The organism is Actinoallomurus sp. CA-150999, assembly GCF_050942425.1.
Taxonomy (GTDB): Bacteria; Actinomycetota; Actinomycetes; order Streptosporangiales; family Streptosporangiaceae; genus Actinoallomurus.
In genome coordinates this window covers 10,329,955-10,347,946 of the sequence record NZ_CP192063.1, presented here as the reverse complement: position 1 = coordinate 10,347,946, position 17,992 = coordinate 10,329,955, and the positions used below count along the sequence as shown (strand labels likewise).

The window sequence follows — 17,992 nt, the reverse complement described above, 5'->3', positions numbered from 1 at the left end:
TCGTTTCGCCGGGCCCGCAGCTCGCTTTACATCTTGTATGGGAAGCAGTCACGACGTACGGTCATGGCGTGGATCATCATCCGGTGCTTCACGACGGCGCTCCGACCGAATCCGGAGCGATGCCGTCGCCGACCGCCGATCCGGCGGTTCCTGAAGGCCGGCTGAGCCTGCGCGAGGAGCAGAAGAGGCTGACCCGCCGCCGGATCCTCGACGGTGCGGTGGCGGTGTTCGAGACCACGTCCTTCGCCGAGGCGACGATGGAGGACATCGCCCGGGCGGCGGGGGTCACCCGGGTGACCGTCTACGCCCATTTCGCCGGGAAGACCGAGATCGTGCGGGCGCTCGTGGCGCACATGTACAAGGTCGCCGACGAGGCCTACACCGACCTGGCCACCCAGCCGGTGTGGACCCGCCAGGCGATCCGCACATGGCTGGAGGGCGCCGCGGGACGCTGGCGCCGGATGGCCCCGGTGGTCCGGGCGCTCGTCGCCGCCGGGCCGACGGCGACCGGCGACGGCGCCCGCGACCGTTCCCGCGCCGCGCGCGAACGCCACGTCGCCCTGCTCACCGATGACCTCTCACGCTGGCAGGGCACCTCTCCCGCGGAGGCCCGGCAGCGGGCCCTGATGGCCGTGCTGCAGACCGAGTCGTTTCTGGCGGTATGGCTCGCCGGTGAGTGGCCGGTGGCGACCGATGATCCGCTCGAGCTGCTCGTCGACGCCCTGTGCCATCTGCTCGCGCCCGCGCTGGGCGAGCGATCGGGCTGGCGTCTGCGTTCCGGCCTGATCGGCGTGGCCCCACGTCACGTGATGTACACCACGTTTCCCCAGAGGAGTCGGTGATGACAACGGTGAAACCCTGGTCCGATCTGCTCGGCACGTCCGAACGACTGGACGTCGCTCCGGCGTTCGACGAGCTCCGCGAACAGCGCCTGTGCCGGGTCCAGCTCCCGTACGGCGAGCCCGCCTGGCTCGTCACCCGCTATGAGGACGCCAAGATCGTCCTCGGCGATCCGCGGTTCAGCCGGGCCGCCGGCGCCGGACGCGACGAACCACGGACGCGGCTCCACGTGGGGTCGCCCGGCAACCTTCTGCGCCTGGACCCACCCGAGCACAGCCGCCTGCGCAGACTCGTGGCCAAGGCGTTCACCGCCCGTCGCGTCGAACAGCTGCGGCCGCGGGCCCAGCAGGTCGCCGACAATCTGGTGGACCGGATGCTGGCCGCGGGACCGCCCGCCGACCTGGTCGAGGACTTCGCGCTGCCCCTGCCGATCACCGTGATCTGCGAACTGCTCGGGGTGCCCGTCGAGGACCGGCACGACTTCCGTGTGTGGTCCGACGCGTTCCTGTCCACCACCAGGTTCACCCCGGAACAGGTCGCCGAGCACACCGGGCGGATGCGGGACTACATGGCGGGCCTGATCGCCGAACGCCGGAAGGCCCCTCAGGACGACCTGCTCAGCGCGCTCGTCGAGGCGCGCGACCAGCACGACCGGCTGTCGGAGGAGGAACTCCTGACGATGGCCGAGGGGATCCTGGTCGCCGGTCACGAGACGACGGCCTCGCAGATCCCCAACTTCGTCTACGTGCTGTTGACCCACCCCGAGGCGCTCGCGGCCCTACGCGCGGACCCGGACCTGATTCCGCAGGCGGTGGAAGAGCTCATGCGCTACGTCCCCCTCGGGAACGGCGCGGGCAGCGCGCGCTACGCGCTCGAAGACGTCGAACTGGGCGGGGTGACGGTGCGCGCCGGGGAACCCGTGGTGGTCGCCCTACACTCGGCGAACCGGGACGGATCGGTCTACACCGACCCCGCCACGCTCGATCTGGAACGCAAAGAGGCGTCCCACATCGGCTTCGGCCACGGCCCGCATCACTGCCTGGGCGCCCAACTGGCCCGGATGGAGCTCCAGGTCGCCCTGGGCACCCTGCTCCGCCGCCTCCCGGACCTGCGGTTCGCCACCTCCGAAGAGGACACCGTCTGGAAGACCGGGGTGGCCACGCGGGCACCCGCGCGGATGCCGATCGCCTGGGACCAGTGAGAACCCGAGGAGACGGGAAGGACACGAAATGACCTGGCTGATCGAAGTCGACGGGCGAACCTGCATCGGATCCGGCATCTGCGCGGGAACCGCACCCGACCACTTCACGCTCGTCGACGGCACATCCCGGCCCACACGTCGGGAGACCGACCCGGCCGACCAGGCCGTCGACGCCGCCGAATCGTGCCCGGTCGAGGCGATCAGCATCCGCGACAAGGAGACCGGGGAGATCCTCGCCCCCCAGCAGTGACGGCGTCCAGCCGATCGAGCGGGTGGGCAGGGTCGTCCTGCCCGCCCCTCGGCGCGTGCGTTTGACGGCAGCCGTCGGCCGCCTGCACACTTGACTCCATGCCAGCGCGCCGGATCCCGACCGCCCTCGTGGCCTCTTGCCACGCGGTCGCCGCGCTGTGTCCTTCGTGTTGTTGTCGCTGACCTCGTTCAGACCGACCAGCAGACCCGCGGCTCCGCCGCGCTACGAAGGACTTCCCGTTGAACCTGTCTGTCATTCCCGACTTGACCATGCAGGGCGAGGCCAGCCCGTACGCCGCCCGTCCCACCGTCACGATCGGCCGGCTGGCCGGGCTCGTCCGTGAGCTCGCCGCCCGCCCCGGCGACTGGTGGAACCTCGCGCGCTTCGACGGCACGCCGGTACGGCTCCCCGGCGAGCAGGAGATCTGGCTGTACGCTTGGGCGCCTGGGCATCGCGCCGCTCCCACCGCCGATGTGCTCGCCGTGCTCGCGGGCGAGCTGTCCGAACGCACGATCACGGATCAGGGCGTCGCCGAGCGCGCGCTGCGGGCCAACCGGGTCCGCGTGTACGGCGGCGAGCACCCGCGTGAGCTGGTGAATCTTGGTCCGGGATACGCACTCAGCCTCCACGCGACCGTCAGATGAGCGTTCGGTGAACACCGCGCGTGGTCGGCTGCGACCCTGATATTCCGGCCTTAACGTCGTATTCCATGTCCCGCGTCTTTTCCTGGGTGATGCTGGGGGCGAGCATCGTCGCGATGGGCGCGGCAATGATGCTCGGCACCTCGGCGGCCGTGCCGTACTTCGGCCCGACCTGGCCGTTCCTGACCTTCGGGGGTTCTCCGTCCTGGGCGACGGTCGCGGCCCTGACGTGGATCGCGGCGGGGTGCGCGGGAGCGGGAGTGCTGTCCGGGCTGTACGCCCTGCGCAAGGGCTCGTGGGTGAGCCCACGCCGCCTGCTCCTGGCCGGAGCGGTCGTCGCCTGCGTGTACGCGCTGCTCCCGCCCACCGGCTCCGTCGACATGATGAACTACGCCATCTACGGGCGCATCGCCGACCTGGGCCGGAACCCGTACGTCACGACGCCGCTGCGCCTCTCCCACACGGGTGACCCGGTCGGCCTGCTGATGCCCAGCGGTTGGCAGCGGGTCCCCACCGTGTACGGGCCGGTGATGACCGGAATCCAGTGGCTCGCCGCGCACTTCGGCGGCAACTCGATGGCGCGGATCATCTTCCTGCTCAAGTGGGCCAACGCGGCCGCGTTCATCGGCACCGGGCTGATCCTCGACCGGATGACCGGCCCCGACCCGGTGCGCCGGCTCCGTGCCTGCCTGCTGTGGACGGCCAACCCGCTGATCCTGTTCTGGATGGTGGGCAGCGGGCACGCGGACGTCTTCGCGGTGTTCTTCCTCGTGGCCGCGCTGTACGCGGCGCGACGCTCGGCCTTCGCGGGCGGCCTGCTCGGCGGGGCCTCCGTCGCGGTCAAGGCGTCGTTCCTCTTCCCCGCGGCCGGGCTGGTGATCGCGGCCTGGCTGTCCCCGGCGCGGTACCGGCGCGCGGCGGCCACCGTGGTCGGCTTCCTCCTGGTCGGCGTCGGCGGCTACGTGCTGGCCGGACCGGCGGCGATGCATTCGCTCAACGCCCGGCTCGGCCGCAAGAAGGACCGGTACCTGCCGGTGCCGGAGTTCATCCTGAACCACCACGGGCTGTACGTGGTGTGGATGGCCGTGCTCGCGCTCGCGCTGACGGCCTTCCTGTGGTGGCGGTCGGGCCTGCCCTTCGCGCTGTGGCGGCAGCCGTCCGCCGAGGTGCAGCGGTTGCCGCTCGACGTGCTGCCCGTGGCCGTGCTGGCGTTCGGCTCCACCCTCGTATCGCCGCTGCAGTACCCCTGGTACGACGCCATGCTGCTGCCGATGCTGGCGCTGCTGCCGTACCGGCGGCTGGACTGGACCGTCATCGTGCGCGGCGTCATGCTCGGGGTGTTCACCCTCCCCGGTGTCCGCGTGAACGGCTACCAGCACCTCGGCGTGCGCTGGGTCAACCTTCTCTGGCTGGCGGTGTTCGTCCTCGTCGTGTGGCGGACGAGCCGCCGCGCCCCCGCCGCCGAATCTCCCGTCGAGCCGCCGACGCTCGTGCCCCCGGCACCTCCGTCGGCGTCGTCGTCCTCGACCGCTCCGGCGGCCTGACGCTCACCGCTCGGGGTTCGCGCCGTACCGGGCGCACCGAGGGTCCGTGGGCTCGCGCCGCCGCGACCGGAACATGACGCGGAACAGGAAGAGCACACCGAGGGCGCCGACGAGGCCCGGCGCGACCCAGACAGGGGCGTTCCCGGCGAGGTAGGTCCACGCGACGGCGAGGAACAGGATCGCCGCCAGCAGCGACGACGGGTCGAACCTATGCCGGAACACGGCTGACCTCCATGTCCCCGACCGTGCTGCGGAGGCGCAGCTCGATGATCGGCGCCGCGCCGTTCTGCGGCACGTCCGGTTCGAGGACGCGGACGACCCGGGCACGGGGGCCGCCGGTGATCTGGCGGTCCACGGTGATGTCGCCGAGGAACGCCTGGGCGTTCAGTTCGACGCGCGCCGCGGCGGGCAGCTTGACCGTGAGCACCCCGACCGTCACCGTGGCGGTGACACGGATGCGCTGTCCGGGAGTGAGCGGCACCGAGGTCAGGTCGACGGCGCCCTCGCCGACGAGGACCTTGTGCGACCGCTCGGCCTGCGACACGTCGGCGGGCCGCCACGCGGAGGCGTGCGTCCTTCGCGCGACGGACGGGTCGCCGGCGATCGAGATCGATGCGAGGGCGAGAGACATGATGGCTCCAACGAAGATCAGCTTGCGGTCCCGGCCGAACCAGGAGCCGATGAAGATGCCGACCGCGACCACGATGAGTGCGCCGGCGATGATGGTCTGGAGGCCGTCCAGGTCGGGCCGCCGATCGCCGGCGGCGTAGAGCACGCCCGCCACCAGGACCGCGGTCACCAACGTGAACGCCGTCAGGTACGACCGGCGCCGGCGTGGAAGGACCGGCGAAGGCGTCGGCGGCGAAGGGGGAGGCGGTGCCGTTTCGAGCGGCTCCGTGCCGGCCAGACGAGCGAGATCGATCATACCGTTGGGCATCCGATAGGGCGGAGCGGCGGGTCGGGCCGGGGGAGTCCAGGACGCCAGGGGCCGGCCCTTGACGCGGTCGGGGAGGCTGCGCGCGAGAGGCACGAGGTCGACGCCGCGGGAGCGCGCCGTGAACAGTGCCAGCGCGAACACCACGACCACCGCGAGCGCGTTGGGCGAGGTCCAGTCGCCCGCGATCCCGAGGACGGCGCCCGCGCCCAGCGCGGCGCCGAGCAGCGCGAGCGCGGTGTCGCCGTCGAACAGCCGGCGGCCGACCCGCTCGATCTTCGATGGGCCCCCGTCGGGCTGTCCCATGAGCAGGAACGCCCCGATGTACAGCAGAACGCCGACCCCCGTGGTGAGGACGAGCAGTGCGAACCCGACGCGGAAGACCAGCGGGTCGACGCGCGTGTAGCGCGCCAGGCCGGCACACACCCCCGTGATGAGCCGGCCCTCCTGCGAGCGGGTGAGCCGCCGCGGCGGCGCGCCGCTGTCCTCGGTCATGAGGACATCGTCCCGAACGCCATCGCCGATCACCATCCGGGAGACCCCTGACACGTCCCTGAGGGACGGTCCGGGGAGAGCCCCGATGCGATCCGGCGCGGAACGTGTGACGATCGACCTGTGCCCGAAAACCCTGGTGAGGCCGACGACGGTCGCCCCCGTCTCGAACGGCGCGCCGACGGCCGGGTCGTCGGCGGCGTCTGCCGTGGCCTGGCCGAACATCTGGGGCTCGACCTCGTCGTCGTGCGCGTGGCGTTCGCCGTGCTCATCGCGGCCGGGGTGGGCGTCATCGCCTACGTCGCGCTGTGGCTGCTCGTCCCCCCGCGCGTCGAGTCCCGGCCGTCCCGCGACTGGACGCAGCTGCTCGCGTACGGCGTGCTCATCGGCGCGCTGTCGACGTTCACCATGACCTCGGCCACGCAGGCCTGGGCCCTGTGGCCGGTGGTGGCGGGCGGCATCGGCGTCGGCATCATCTGGCAGCAGGCCGACCCCGAACACCGGCGGCGCTGGGTCCGCAACACCCGCTCCCTGTGGATCCGCAGCGTCGTCGGCGCGGCCCTCGTGACCGCGGGGCTGGTGGCCTTCCTCGTCCAGAACCTCAAGCACGTCGGGCAGGTCCTGCTCGGCTCGGGCATCGTCCTCGCCGGCGTCGCCGTCATCGTGACGCCCTGGCTGCTGCGCATGTGGCGCGACCTCGACGTCGAGCGCCGGGAGCGGATCCGATCACAAGAGAGGGCCGAAGTGGCCGCGCACGTACATGACTCGGTGCTGCACACGCTCACGCTCATCCAGCGCAACGCGCACGACCCGAAAGAGGTCCAGCGGCTGGCGCGCGCCCAGGAGCGCGACCTGCGCGCCTGGCTGTACCAGCCGAAGGCCGACGCCGAGCAGGCGCTCGCCGCCGCCGTACGGAAGATCTCCGCGGAGGTGGAGGACCACCACGGCGTGCCGATCGAGGTCGTCTGCGTCGGCGACTGCCCGCTGGACGAGCGGCTCGGCGCGATGCTGCAGGCGGCCCGCGAGGCCATGGTCAACGCCGCCAAGTACGCGGGGAACGAGACCGCGCCGCCGTCCGTCTCGGTCTACGCGGAAGTGGACGGCGACGATGTGATGATCTTCGTACGGGACCGGGGACGGGGTTTCGACCTCGACGCCGTGCCGGCGGACCGCATGGGCGTCCGGGAGTCCATCATCGGAAGGATGGAGCGCAACGGCGGCAAGGCGGAGATCCGTACGGCTCCGGGCGAGGGCACCGAAGTGAGACTGGAGTTGAAACGGACATGACGCGTGTGGTGCTGGTCGACGACCACCAGATGTTCCGCAGCGGCGTGAAGGCGGAGCTGGGCGACTCGGTGGAGATCGTCGGTGAGGCGGGCGACGTCGACGAGGCCATCGAGGTCATCGCGGCGACCCGGCCCGACGTCGTGCTGCTCGACGTCCACCTGCCCGGCGGCGGTGGCGTCGAGGTGCTGCGCCGGGTCCTCGGGGCGCGGGGCAGCGGCACGGCCGAGGCCGCGACGACGCGGTTCCTGGCGCTGTCGGTGTCGGACGCGGCCGAGGACGTCATCGGCGTGATCCGCGGCGGCGCCCGTGGCTACGTCACCAAGACGATCTCGGGGCCGGAGCTGACGAACGCGATCGGCCGGGTGGCCGAGGGCGACGCGGTCTTCTCGCCTCGGCTCGCGGGGTTCGTGCTGGACGCCTTCGCCGCGACGGACGCCCCGCCCATCGACCCCGAGCTGGACCAGCTCACCCAGCGCGAACGCGAGGTGCTCCGGCTGATCGCCCGCGGCTACGCGTACAAGGAGATCGCGAAGGAACTGTTCATCTCGGTCAAGACCGTCGAGACGCACGTGTCATCGGTCCTGCGCAAGCTCCAGCTGTCCAACCGCCACGAACTGTCCCGCTGGGCCGCCGCCCGCCGTCTCGTCTAGGGGGTGACCTCGCGCAGCTCACCTGGGCCGCCGCCCGCCGCCACGTCTAGGGAGTGACCTCGCGGAGCTCGCCGGACTTGACGTCGAAGACGAAGCCGCGGACGGAGTCCTTGTGCGGGATGAACGGGTCGGCCTTGATCCGCGCGATCGACTCGCGCACGTCTTCATCCAGGTCGGTGAACGCCTCGACCGCCCAGTCGGGCTCGAGGCCGGTGTCGGCCTTGAGCTGCGCGCGGAACCCCTCGTCGGTGACGTTGAGCAGGCCGCACCCGCTGTGGTGGATGAGCATGATCTCTCTGGTGCCGAGCGACCGCTGACTGATCGCCACCGAACGGATCACGTCGGGGGTGACCACGCCGCCGGCGTTCCGGACGATGTGCGCGTCGCCGATCTCCAGGCCGAGCATGCTGAACAGGTCGAGCCGGGCGTCCATGCACGCCACGACGGTCAGGTGCCGCTCCGGTGCCGCTGACAGCCCACCGGTCGCGAAGTGGTCGGGGTAGCGCCGGGCGTTCGCCAAGAGTGCGTCGGTGACGGACATGTGACCATTCCTCCGTTCGTCATCGCTCGCCACATTTAATCACGAAGCAGGTTTCGTGAATTCGTCGCCCACTGTGCCGAACGGGAGGAAGACGATCGTTGGTCTAACGCCCTGCGGTCAGGCGGACCATGGGGACGTGGGGGATGCCGTCCTCGATGTACTCGGGGCCGTCGACGACGAAGCCGTACCGCGCGTAGAAGCCGCTCACCTGCGTCTGGGCGTCGAGCCGGACCGTACGGTCGCCGATGACCTCCAGCGCGGCCTCCATCAGCCGTGCCCCCAGCCCCGCTCCGCGCGCCTGCGGCGCCGTCACGACCCGGCCGATCCGCGCGCCGTCCGGGTCGTCCAGGACGCGCAGGTACGCCTCCGGAGCCCCCGAGTCCCTGGACAGCCAGACGTGCCGGGTGCCGGGCTCGGTGTCCCGCCCGTCCAGCTCCGGGTACGGGCACTCCTGTTCTACGACGAAGACGTCCACCCGGAGCTTCAGTAGCGCGTAGAGGGTGCCGGAATCCAGCTCCGTGAATGCTGCCACCTGCGGTTTCGTGTCACCCATGATCCGAGAGCCTAGGGCTTCCTCCGCGGCGATCACCCGGACGGGGGTCACGCTGCGCACGATGGTGTCTCCGAGGTAAGGGCGTAGCCCGCAGGGCCGGGTATCGGCACGACCGTAATTCAATACGACCGGGCTCTCCGGCCGGTGCGCCCGGACGGCGGAAGGCACCATGCGGTTCGTCAACGAGTTGCTGTGGTTGCTCAAGATGACGAGACCGGGGTGTACTCGATGGCGCGTCGCTGGTAGCCGGTCCGCGCCCCGACGGGCTGACCTCGCTCAAATTTTCGAATCACCGAGCGGAATGCGGATACCGATCGCTACTCTGCGTACATGTTCGATTGCGTATCGTCTGGCCGTGTCGCATGAGCCGGAAACTTCGGTCGGCCGCCGGTCAGGTGGCCCGGACCGCGACCGCCTGCGTTCTACTGCGTGGTGCGGTGGATGAGAAGACCGGTGAGGTGATCTCGGCGCGGGTGGTGGCCGAGCGGGTGGGCTGGGCCGCGGACCTGGTCGCTGCGATGGTCGCCGGTCTGCTGGACGGGTACTGGAATGCCGGTGATGTGGCGGGGCTGGCCGGTGGGGTGGATGGCGCGGGCGGTGTCTTGCCGTCGAATGCGTGGATGGCGTTGCGTCGCTTGGGCTGGGCTGTGACCATGCCCGATGGGGTCAGGGTCAATGATCGGATCGTGCGGATGGCTCAAGAGCAGGCCGGGCGGATGCTGCGTGGTGCGCAGCATCGTGCCGGGATGGTTGCCGGGGTCCTGGCGGCCTGGCCCGCCGATCCGGAGAAGCGCACACCGGTCGAATGGGACGCCGTCCGCGAGGCGATCCCCGACGGCCGGTCCCTGTCCAGTGGCGTGATCAAGGCGCGCACCCGGCAGGTCACCGCCTTTCTCGACAAGCATGGGCGGCTTCCGGCTGATGTGTTCCAACTGGAGGAGGCTCCGAGGGCGGCGCGCATGCTGGTGCTGGCTGCGGTGGACCGGCAGCAGGCCACCCTGGAACGCGCCGAAGACGACCCAGCGAGGGCGCTGTTGCGGGTGCAGTTGCCTATCCGCCCGGATCCGCGTTCGTATGCCGACTGGGCCTGGGTGGCCTGTCCGATCACGTTGCCGCCTACCGTTCCGCCGGATGCGGTGCTGCATCTGCCCACACTGCGCCCGCAGGGCCAGAAAGTGCACGCGGATCTGGCGTTCTCCCACACTGTTCCCAAGGCTGAACGGGAGGGTCATACGACGGCGCTGGGTGTGGACTGGGGTCTGAACACCCTGCTGTCGGCAGGCGCGGTGCACCGTCACGGCGATGGCCGTATCACCGCGCTGGGGTCCGGGGCGATGTTCCGTGCCGCCGGAGTGATGGCCCGCCAGCACCGGCTGCGCCGCCATGGCGAACACCTGCATGCCAAAACCGGCACCTACGCCCGCCTCATCGGCGACCGGGAGGGTCACCACCTGGTCGTCAAACACGCCGTCCTGAAGGCTGAACGCGGGCATGTGGCCGATCGCCGGTCGGGCCTGAACGACGCGCTGGCGTGGGCGGCGGCGCGGTGGGCGGTGGATCAGGCGATCGCTGCGAGGGCGAGTGTGATCTATGTCGAGGATCTGCGGTCGATGGAGGCCAAGGGCATGGGTCGCACCCTCAACACCCGCCTGTCCCAAGCGGTGCGCGGACAGATCGTCGGCAACATGCGGCACCTGGCCGCCGAGATCGGCATCGCCGTCGTCACCGTCCCGCCGAAGAACACTTCCAAGCACTGCCCGCAGTGCCTGGTCCCTTTGCGGCACTGCAAAGCACCGGACCGCCCCACCACACCCGGATGGAAGTGGGCGATCTGCCCCGACCCTGGCTGTGGCTGGCAGGGCGACCGCGACCACGGCGCGTGGCGGCGTATCGCCGCCCGCGGCCTGACCCACCAGACCAAGACCACCGTTGACCGCGGCACCGGCCAGATGGCCATCCCCTGCGTCATCGATAAGTTCGAGGCGGGCGCGGTCATCACCTCGACCGCACCCGAGCAACACCAGTCCAGCGGGGGTGACCGGTCCAAGACCGGACCCACCCCGCGCCGATCTCCACGCCCCGCGCCCAGGCGACGCAGGGCACCCTCCACCCCCAGCCCCCAAAGGCCGGCGGGTCAGCGTCCGGAGGGACACGCTCACACGGACCACAGACCGCCCCGCGCGGCCTACCGGCACCAGGGCGTGCACACGATCAGCTCAAACACCCCCACCACCAACCGGAACCATCCACGGCACCGGCCAAAAGGAGCGGCGCTGGGCGCAGGCTTCCACCTGCACGCCCACGCCACCTCAGCACGGTGGGCAGATCCGTTGGTCGCAACGCTCCAACACGACTACGGATCCCCGAGCTGATCAGAGACGCTGAGACGCTACATCGCCCAGAGGTCGGACGGCGGAGGTGCGAGCGCCCGTACGGGCGCGATGCTCACAGCAGGGCGGCCAGCAGACGTTCCTGGAAGGCCGTGGCGTCCACGCCGACGGCGACCTTGACGGCCGGGCGATCGCCCTCGTCGGCGTACCGGCGGCGGTCCCACAGCGTCGTGCCCCGGGTGCGCTCGCCACGCAGCTCGACCCGTACGGGCCGTTCGGCGTACTCCGCGAGGGACGGGTCGACGGCGAGCATCGCGGCCAGCGCGTCGTGGATCACCGCTCCCCGGGCGCCGAGCGAGCGGGTGTAGGCGGTGGCGTAGAACTCCAGGACCTGGGCGGCGAAGCGGGCGACCTCGGAGTCGGCCTCGGCGAGCCGGTCCAGCCACCTGCCGTCGACCGCCGTCGGGTGGGTCGCGTCGAGTGGTACCAGCGTGATCGGCCAGCCCGCCCCCAGGACCAGCTCGGCGGCCTCCGGGTCGTGCCAGACGTTCGCCTCGGCGTGGCTGGTGATGTTGCCCTGGTGGTCGAACGCGCCCCCCATGACCACCACCTCGCGGAACAGCGTCGGCAGCGACGGCTCCAGCAGCAGGGCGATCGCGAGGTTGGTGAGCGGGCCGACGGCGAGGAGCGTCAGCTCGCCGGGGTTCTCCCGGCCGAGCCGGATGATCTGCTCCGGCGCGGAGATCTCGACCGGGCGGCCCGTCGGCTCGGGCAGTCCGGTCTCGCCCAGGCCGTCCGCGCCGTGCCAGTCGTGCGCGTACGCGACCTCCTGGGCCATGGGGCGGACGGCGCCCACGGCGACCGGCACCCCCTCCAGGCCGGCGCGTTCGAGGACCCGGAGCGTGTTGAGCGCGCCGACGTCGGGGGCGACGTTGCCGTGCACGGTACCGACGGCGACGAGCTCCGCCTCACCGGCCTTCACGAGCGTCGCCAGGTACAGCAGGGTGATCGCGTCGTCGATGCCGGTGTCGCAGTCCAGCAGGATCTTCGGTGCCACGTTGTGCGCTTCCTGAGGGGTGAAACGACCGGTCGGGGGTCCGTGGCCGGTCAGGGGGATCTTGTCGAGGCGGTCTGGGTCCTGCCGGGCCGCGGTCACGGCCCGGTCCGCCGGTTTTGGGGGCTATGCGGCCGGAACGATCTGGAACGCCTCGGCCAGGCGACCCTCAGGGAGGCCGCCGTCAGCGGCGTTCGCGCCCATCCAGGCGCGCAGCATCCCCTCCAGGTCGTCGTGGTGGGACACCTGGCTGACGTGGGAGCGCAGCGCCGCGAGCTTGCGGTCGAAGGCGTCCGTGACGTCGACGTACTCGCCCAGGGACGGCCCGCCCATCACCCAGATCTCCCGGGCGGTCCAGGCCTCCAGGCCCTCGGCGCGCAGCTCCGGGAAGGCGTACGGGTTCCGGGCATCGGGGTAGACGGCGTCGAACGCGGCCGATCCCACCGCGCGGTGGTCCGGGTGGCCGGCGTAGATCCGTTCGTAGTTCCGCTCGGGGCTGGGGATGATCACCCGGTCGGGGCGGACCTGCCGGATGACGCGCGCGATGTCGCGGCGCAGGTCGAGCGTCGCCTCCACGCGCCCGTCGGGGTACCCGAGGAAGCGCACGTCGGTGACGCCGACGCACTTGGCCGCCGCGGTCTGTTCGGCCCGGCGCAGCGGGCCCATCTCCTCGCGCGGCACATCGTCGTCGAAGCCACCCGCGTCGCCGTCGGTGACCAGGAGGTACGCGACCTCGATGCCCGCGTCGGTCCAGGTCGCGACCGTTCCGGCGCAGGAGAAGTCGATGTCGTCGGGGTGGGCCATCACCACGAGCGCGCGCTCAACGTCGTCGATCACGTTTCGACATCTTACGGAGATTCAGCCTTTAACCCATCAATCAGCCACAACTCTGGCGTCATGGGGTCGGACACGGTATTCCGGGAACCATGAAGAAATTGATCGGTGACGTCGACGACGTCGTCCTCGACACCCTGCGCGGCATGGCGGCCGCACACCCGTCCCTGCGGGTCGACCTGGACCAGCGGATCATCGTCCGGGCCGACGCTCCGCGTACCGGCAAGGTCGGGTTGATCTCCGGAGGGGGCTCCGGCCATGAGCCGTTGCACGGGGGTTTCGTCGGGTTCGGCATGCTCGACGCCGCCTGTCCCGGGGAGGTCTTCACCTCACCGGTGCCCGACCAGATCCTCGCCGCGACCACCGCGGCGTCCGGCGGCGCCGGTGTCGTGCACATCGTGAAGAACTACACCGGTGACGTCCTGAACTTCCAGATGGCCGCCGAACTGGCCGAGGACGAGGACGTCGAGGTCGTGCCCGTCGTGATCGACGACGACGTGGCGGTGCAGGACAGCACGTTCACCGCCGGGCGGCGGGGCACCGGGGCGACCCTCTTCGCGGAGAAGACCGCCGGTGCGCTGGCCGAGGCCGGCGGCTCGCTGCAGGACGTCGCCGCCGTCGCCCGCGAGGTCAACGAGCGCACCCGTTCGTTCGGGGTCGCGCTGACCGCCTGCACCGTCCCCGCCGCCGGGCGTCCGACGTTCGAGCTCGCCGACGACGAGATGGAACTGGGCATCGGCATCCACGGCGAACCCGGCCGGGAGCGCACGAAACTCCGCCCCGCCCCGGAGATCGTCGACGTGGCGCTGTCGGCGATCAACGACGACATGCCGCTGTCCGGGTCCGAGGTCCTCGTCATGGTCAACGGCATGGGCGGCACGCCGCTCATGGAGCTGTACGGCGCGTACGCGGCAGCGGCCGAATGGCTGGGCGGGCACGGCGTGACGGTGGCGCGCTCCCTCGTCGGCAACTATGTGACCAGCCTGGAGATGGCCGGCGTCATGGTCTCGGTCCTGCGACTCACACCCCAGCTCACCGAGCTGTGGGACGCGCCCGTGGAGACGCCGGGCCTGCGGTGGGGACGCTGATGGACGCACGCCGCTGGATGGAACGCTTCGCCGAACTGGTCGCGGCGGACGCCGACCGCCTCACGAGGCTCGACGCCGCGATCGGCGACGGAGACCACGGCGCCAACCTCAACCGCGGCCTGCGGGCGGCCGTCGAGGCCCTCGGCCCCGACCTGCCGCCCGGCAAGGTGCTGACGACCGCCGGCCGGGCACTCATATCCAAGACCGGCGGGGCGTCCGGGCCGTTGTACGGCGGCGCGCTGCGCCGGGCGGGCAAGGCCCTCGGCGACGCCGACGACGTGGACGCCGCCGCTCTCGGCACGGCCCTGCAGGCCGCCCTGGACGCCGTACGGGACCTGGGCAAGGCCGTCGTAGGGGACAAGACGATGGTCGACGCCCTCGCCCCTGCGGTGCAGGCGTACGGGGCCGCCGCAGGTGACGGGGTGGCGACCGCAGCGCAGGCGGCCCTGGAAGCCGCGGAGAAGGGCGCTGAGGCCACGGTCCCGATGCAGGCGCGCAAGGGGCGGGCCAGCTATCTCGGACCCCGCAGCATCGGCCATCTGGACCCCGGCGCCGCCTCCACGGTGCTGCTGTTCCGCGCCCTCGCCGAGGCGTCCGACGACACGGCCTGAGAGCGACCGGCCGGGCTCGGGGCCCGGGTTATGGACCGGTCGAGTGGGCCTCTTTTGGATCTGTTCACCGGGCCGTTGCGGGCACCAGGCTGGGGCGTGCGCCGCGAGGCCCGGTGAGGCGCCGGCGGCGCGGTGACCGTGCGGGCGCGGCGTGGGGATCCGCCGTGACCTGCCCCTTTTCCGAACCGCGGAGGCCGGTCGTGGAAGCAGCGATCAACGAGTTGGATCAATGGCTCAGGCACGAGTTCGTCGACCTCAACACCGAACTGGAAGAGGCGTACTTCGCGGCACGCGCCGAGATCCTTGACGGTCCCGACCTCGAGAAGATCAAACAGGCGATTGCCGTGGACGGCGCGAGGCTGATCGCGCGGATCGCCGAGGCAGGCCGGATCCCGGCGGACGCCCAGGAGAGATACCGGCTCCTCGGTGCCGTCGGCTTCTATCTGGCGGCCTGCCGCAGGCACGAGGTGGAGCCCGTCGGCGAATCGCTCGTCCCCGCGTGGTCGCTGGCGAACCGGCTCGGATCATCGCTCGGCGTGGCCCCCCGGTACGTGTTCGCACACCAGTCGATCCACAATCCGGCGGTCCGTGGCACGTTCCTCACCTTCACCTCGCTCCACGACGAGCAGGTGTTCATCGTCCACAACGGGCTGGCGGTGCTGGCCTACCAGCGGGCGGCCGACGCGCTGCGGCGGATTCCACCGATGGGGATCTCGAATCCAATGGCGGCGTACCTGCTCGAACAGGCGCGGGCGGCGCTCGACGACGTGCTGCGGTTCAACCGGACGCTCGCCGACGAACTCGACCCCGACCGGTTCTTCTTCAACATCCGCCCGTACTTCAAGACCTACCGCGTCGGCGCGGCCGAATACCGAGGCGCCAACGCCGGCGACTTCGCCGCGGTCAACGAGATCGATCTGCTGCTCGGGCTGTGCGCCGCCGAGGACCCCTTCTACCAGCATGTCGTCACCGAGAAGTACCCGTACGTCCCGCCCGAGGACCAGGCCCCACTACAGGCGGCGGCCCTCGCCGAACCCCTGCTGGACGTGATCCTGCACGAGGCCACGAGCGGATCCATCGGCGAACGGCTCCGGCGGAACGGGGAGCTGTTCCTGGCCGTGTGCCGGTCGCACGCCGCCGCCTACACGTATCACCACCACAGGCTGGTCAAGCCGTTCCTCGAACGGCCCGCCGAGGACGCGCCCCAGGACCGCCGGGAGGACCTGACGGCCAGCGGGCCGCCCCTCGACGTCGTGATCGGCGGCCTCGCGCGGCTGAGCGACCTCCGTGCGGGACGTGACCGGCCGGGCCTCAGGACCGCGGGAGCCTCCCTGGACAGGCTCCGGGCTCTCCTGGCGACCGGTCCTTGAGCCGATCCGTCGGCGAGTCCTCGCCGTTCGCGCGGCTTGCACCTGACGCGACGTCACGGCCTAACGTCCAGGCCATGACGCCGACAGACGCGGAATCGGGCCGGACCATGTCGGTGGGGGAACTGGCCCGGACGACCGGGCTGACCGTACGGACCCTCCACCACTACGACCGGCTCGGCCTGCTGTCGCCCGCCCGGGACCGGGTCGGGCGACGGTGCTACGGCCCCGCCGAGGTCCGCCGGCTGCATCGGATCCTCGCCCTGCGCGGCTTCGGGCTGTCCCTCGCCGAGATCGCCGAGGTCCTGGACGGCACGGGGGCCGACCTGGCGGCGCTGCTGCACCGGCAGCTCCGGCAGCGCCAGAGCCTCCTTCCGGACGGTATGGGCTGACCTGGCCGGTTCCCGGCACACCGACCGGCGCGATTAGGGCGTTGTGCGGCTCATGTTCGGAATGCGAGAACATCGGGACATGAGCACCGTGGGAATCGTGCTGATCTCGCACAGCCGGGCGCTGGCCGAGGGAGCCGCCGAGCTCGCCGCCCAGATGGGCGTCGGAGAGGTCACCGTACGGCCCGCCGGAGGCGACGGCGAGGGTGGACTGGGCACCAGCATCGACCTGGTCGAGCGGGCCGTACGGGAGGCCGACGGCGGCTCCGGGGTCGTGTTGATCGCCGACCTCGGCTCCTCGGTGCTGACCGCCCGTACCTATCTGGAGGATCTCGAGGACGCCCGCGCCGGCCGTCCCGGCGAGCCCGAGACGAAGATCGTGCTGGCCGACGCGCCGTTCGTCGAGGGCTCCGTCGCGGCGGCCTCGGCCGCGGCCGGGGGCGCCGACGTCGCCGCCGTCGCCCGCGCCGCCCACGAGGCGTACGCCTTCCGCAAGACCTGACCTTTCGACCCTGCGGAGTCGCTGCGGGCTCCACAGGGTTCACGTCAGGCCCGGAGGAACTTCGCGATCGGCTCGGCCTGGCCGAAGATGGCGTGACCCACCTCGGGGAGCAGATTCACGGTCGAGTGCGCGACGCACTCACGGACGCGCCGCGCGGTCTGACGAGAGTCGAACATGGCGTCACGGCCGCCGACGATGACGAGCACGGGCATGGTGAGGCCGCGCAACGCGTCGTCGGGGAACACCGGGAGCCTCTCCCTGCGCGGGTTGAAGTGCGTGAACGTCAGGACGACGGCGTCGAGCGCCTCCCGGTGCCGCTCCCCGTCCAGGCCCGCGACGGCCATCGCCGACTCGCGCAGCCCACCACGCCGGAACGGGCGGGTCAGCAGGGCCTTGAAGATCCAGCCGACCTTCTGCCGTCCCACGCCGCCGGGGCACATCACCGCCAGGCGGGTCACGCGTTCTGGACGGCGGATGGCGTAGTCCAGGGCCATCCAGCCGCCGAGGGAGGCGGCGACGAACGCGGCGCCGGTGATCTCGAGCCCGTCCAGTACGTCGTCCAGCCAGAGTGACACGGCGTCGGAGCCCAGGGCGGGACGCGAGGGCGCGCTCAGGCCCGGCTCGCCGACGAGGTCGACGGCGTACGTGCGGAAGTGCTGAGACCAGGTGGCGATATCCGGCCGCCACATCGACGCGTTCGCGCCCGAGCCGTGCAGCAGCACGAGAGGCGGCGCGTCCCGGGGGCCGGAGACGAGGACGAAGGTCTCGCCCTCGCGAGTCGGCACCCGCACGTGCTCGGCCGGCACCGGCCAGGCGTCCAGCACCTGCCGGTAGCGGTCGAGGAGCTCACGTCGACCGGCCTCGGACTTGTAGATCGTGGTCAT

The 17,992-nt window shown here is 71.3% G+C and carries 20 protein-coding genes; 13 read left to right on the top strand and 7 right to left on the bottom strand.

Annotation, left to right across the window (positions count from 1 at the left end; genetic code table 11):
- The first annotated feature begins 68 nt into the window (after positions 1-68).
- From ACQP2O_RS47600 to ACQP2O_RS47580, 5 genes are all read left to right on the top strand, one after another.
- Complete coding sequence (locus ACQP2O_RS47600) at positions 69-842, top strand: TetR/AcrR family transcriptional regulator (protein ID WP_433176237.1); 774 nt, start codon at positions 69-71, stop codon at positions 840-842.
- Positions 842-2,041: a cytochrome P450 gene (locus tag ACQP2O_RS47595; RefSeq protein WP_433176236.1), complete on the top strand. Its 1,200-nt coding sequence runs from the start codon at positions 842-844 to the stop codon at positions 2,039-2,041. The genes ACQP2O_RS47600 and ACQP2O_RS47595 overlap by 1 nt, the downstream gene beginning before the upstream one ends.
- 28 nt (positions 2,042-2,069) lie before the next feature.
- Positions 2,070-2,291, top strand: a complete 222-nt coding sequence (locus ACQP2O_RS47590) for a ferredoxin (RefSeq protein ID WP_433176235.1) — start codon at positions 2,070-2,072, stop codon at positions 2,289-2,291.
- 239 nt (positions 2,292-2,530) lie between these two features.
- On the top strand, positions 2,531-2,935 hold the full coding sequence (locus ACQP2O_RS47585; RefSeq protein ID WP_433176234.1) for a cysteine dioxygenase: 405 nt from the start codon (positions 2,531-2,533) through the stop codon (positions 2,933-2,935).
- A 65-nt stretch (positions 2,936-3,000) separates the two neighbouring features.
- Positions 3,001-4,476, top strand: a complete 1,476-nt coding sequence (locus tag ACQP2O_RS47580) for a hypothetical protein (protein WP_433176233.1) — start codon at positions 3,001-3,003, stop codon at positions 4,474-4,476.
- A 3-nt stretch (positions 4,477-4,479) separates the two neighbouring features.
- Here the strand turns inward: ACQP2O_RS47580 and ACQP2O_RS47575 are convergent, their stop codons facing one another.
- Both ACQP2O_RS47575 and ACQP2O_RS47570 read right to left on the bottom strand, forming a co-directional pair.
- A complete protein-coding gene (locus ACQP2O_RS47575) occupies positions 4,480-4,698 on the bottom strand; it encodes a hypothetical protein (protein ID WP_433176232.1) in 219 nt (72 codons plus the stop codon).
- On the bottom strand, positions 4,685-5,905 hold the full coding sequence (locus ACQP2O_RS47570) for a PspC domain-containing protein (RefSeq protein WP_433176231.1): 1,221 nt from the start codon (positions 5,903-5,905) through the stop codon (positions 4,685-4,687). The genes ACQP2O_RS47575 and ACQP2O_RS47570 overlap by 14 nt, the downstream gene beginning before the upstream one ends.
- Before the next feature lie 120 nt (positions 5,906-6,025).
- Between ACQP2O_RS47570 and ACQP2O_RS47565 the strand changes: the two genes are divergently transcribed.
- Together ACQP2O_RS47565 and ACQP2O_RS47560 are read left to right on the top strand one after the other, a co-directional pair.
- A complete protein-coding gene (locus ACQP2O_RS47565; protein WP_433176230.1) occupies positions 6,026-7,189 on the top strand; it encodes a PspC domain-containing protein in 1,164 nt (387 codons plus the stop codon).
- Positions 7,186-7,839, top strand: coding sequence for a LuxR C-terminal-related transcriptional regulator (locus ACQP2O_RS47560; protein ID WP_433176229.1), 654 nt, complete (start codon positions 7,186-7,188; stop codon positions 7,837-7,839). The genes ACQP2O_RS47565 and ACQP2O_RS47560 overlap by 4 nt, the downstream gene beginning before the upstream one ends.
- Positions 7,840-7,885: 46 nt before the next feature.
- Here the strand turns inward: ACQP2O_RS47560 and ACQP2O_RS47555 are convergent, their stop codons facing one another.
- Both ACQP2O_RS47555 and ACQP2O_RS47550 read right to left on the bottom strand, forming a co-directional pair.
- Positions 7,886-8,380 (bottom strand): beta-class carbonic anhydrase, encoded by a 495-nt coding sequence (locus ACQP2O_RS47555; RefSeq protein WP_433176228.1) that lies wholly within the window; start codon positions 8,378-8,380, stop codon positions 7,886-7,888.
- 103 nt (positions 8,381-8,483) lie between these two features.
- A complete protein-coding gene (locus ACQP2O_RS47550; RefSeq protein ID WP_433176227.1) occupies positions 8,484-8,933 on the bottom strand; it encodes a GNAT family N-acetyltransferase in 450 nt (149 codons plus the stop codon).
- Positions 8,934-9,370: 437 nt separating this feature from the next.
- Between ACQP2O_RS47550 and ACQP2O_RS47545 the strand changes: the two genes are divergently transcribed.
- Positions 9,371-11,305: a zinc ribbon domain-containing protein gene (locus ACQP2O_RS47545; RefSeq protein ID WP_433176226.1), complete on the top strand. Its 1,935-nt coding sequence runs from the start codon at positions 9,371-9,373 to the stop codon at positions 11,303-11,305.
- A gap of 73 nt (positions 11,306-11,378) precedes the next feature.
- On the opposite strand, the gene ACQP2O_RS47540 is transcribed toward ACQP2O_RS47545, so the two are convergent.
- Together ACQP2O_RS47540 and ACQP2O_RS47535 are read right to left on the bottom strand one after the other, a co-directional pair.
- A complete protein-coding gene (locus ACQP2O_RS47540; protein ID WP_433176224.1) occupies positions 11,379-12,320 on the bottom strand; it encodes a nucleoside hydrolase in 942 nt (313 codons plus the stop codon).
- A 123-nt stretch (positions 12,321-12,443) separates the two neighbouring features.
- On the bottom strand, positions 12,444-13,154 hold the full coding sequence (locus ACQP2O_RS47535) for a PIG-L deacetylase family protein (protein ID WP_433176222.1): 711 nt from the start codon (positions 13,152-13,154) through the stop codon (positions 12,444-12,446).
- A gap of 89 nt (positions 13,155-13,243) precedes the next feature.
- Here ACQP2O_RS47535 and dhaK point away from each other — a divergent pair, with 89 nt between their 5' ends.
- The 5 genes from dhaK (at position 13,244) to dhaM (ending at position 17,108) form a co-directional block, all read left to right on the top strand.
- Positions 13,244-14,239 carry a dihydroxyacetone kinase subunit DhaK gene (gene dhaK, locus ACQP2O_RS47530; protein WP_433176220.1) on the top strand — a complete coding sequence of 332 codons (996 nt, stop codon included), beginning with the start codon at positions 13,244-13,246 and terminating at the stop codon, positions 14,237-14,239.
- Positions 14,239-14,850 (top strand): dihydroxyacetone kinase subunit DhaL, encoded by a 612-nt coding sequence (gene dhaL, locus ACQP2O_RS47525; protein WP_433176218.1) that lies wholly within the window; start codon positions 14,239-14,241, stop codon positions 14,848-14,850. Before dhaK ends, dhaL begins: the two co-directional genes overlap by 1 nt.
- A 200-nt stretch (positions 14,851-15,050) precedes the next feature.
- Entirely contained in the window at positions 15,051-16,220 is a 1,170-nt protein-coding gene (locus ACQP2O_RS47520; RefSeq protein ID WP_433176217.1) for a monodechloroaminopyrrolnitrin synthase PrnB family protein, read from the top strand.
- A gap of 74 nt (positions 16,221-16,294) precedes the next feature.
- Positions 16,295-16,609 carry a MerR family transcriptional regulator gene (locus tag ACQP2O_RS47515; RefSeq protein ID WP_433176215.1) on the top strand — a complete coding sequence of 105 codons (315 nt, stop codon included), beginning with the start codon at positions 16,295-16,297 and terminating at the stop codon, positions 16,607-16,609.
- A 79-nt stretch (positions 16,610-16,688) separates the two neighbouring features.
- A complete protein-coding gene (gene dhaM, locus ACQP2O_RS47510; RefSeq protein WP_433176213.1) occupies positions 16,689-17,108 on the top strand; it encodes a dihydroxyacetone kinase phosphoryl donor subunit DhaM in 420 nt (139 codons plus the stop codon).
- A 44-nt stretch (positions 17,109-17,152) separates the two neighbouring features.
- Here dhaM and ACQP2O_RS47505 read toward each other — a convergent pair whose 3' ends face one another.
- Positions 17,153-17,992: an alpha/beta fold hydrolase gene (locus ACQP2O_RS47505; RefSeq protein WP_433176211.1), complete on the bottom strand. Its 840-nt coding sequence runs from the start codon at positions 17,990-17,992 to the stop codon at positions 17,153-17,155.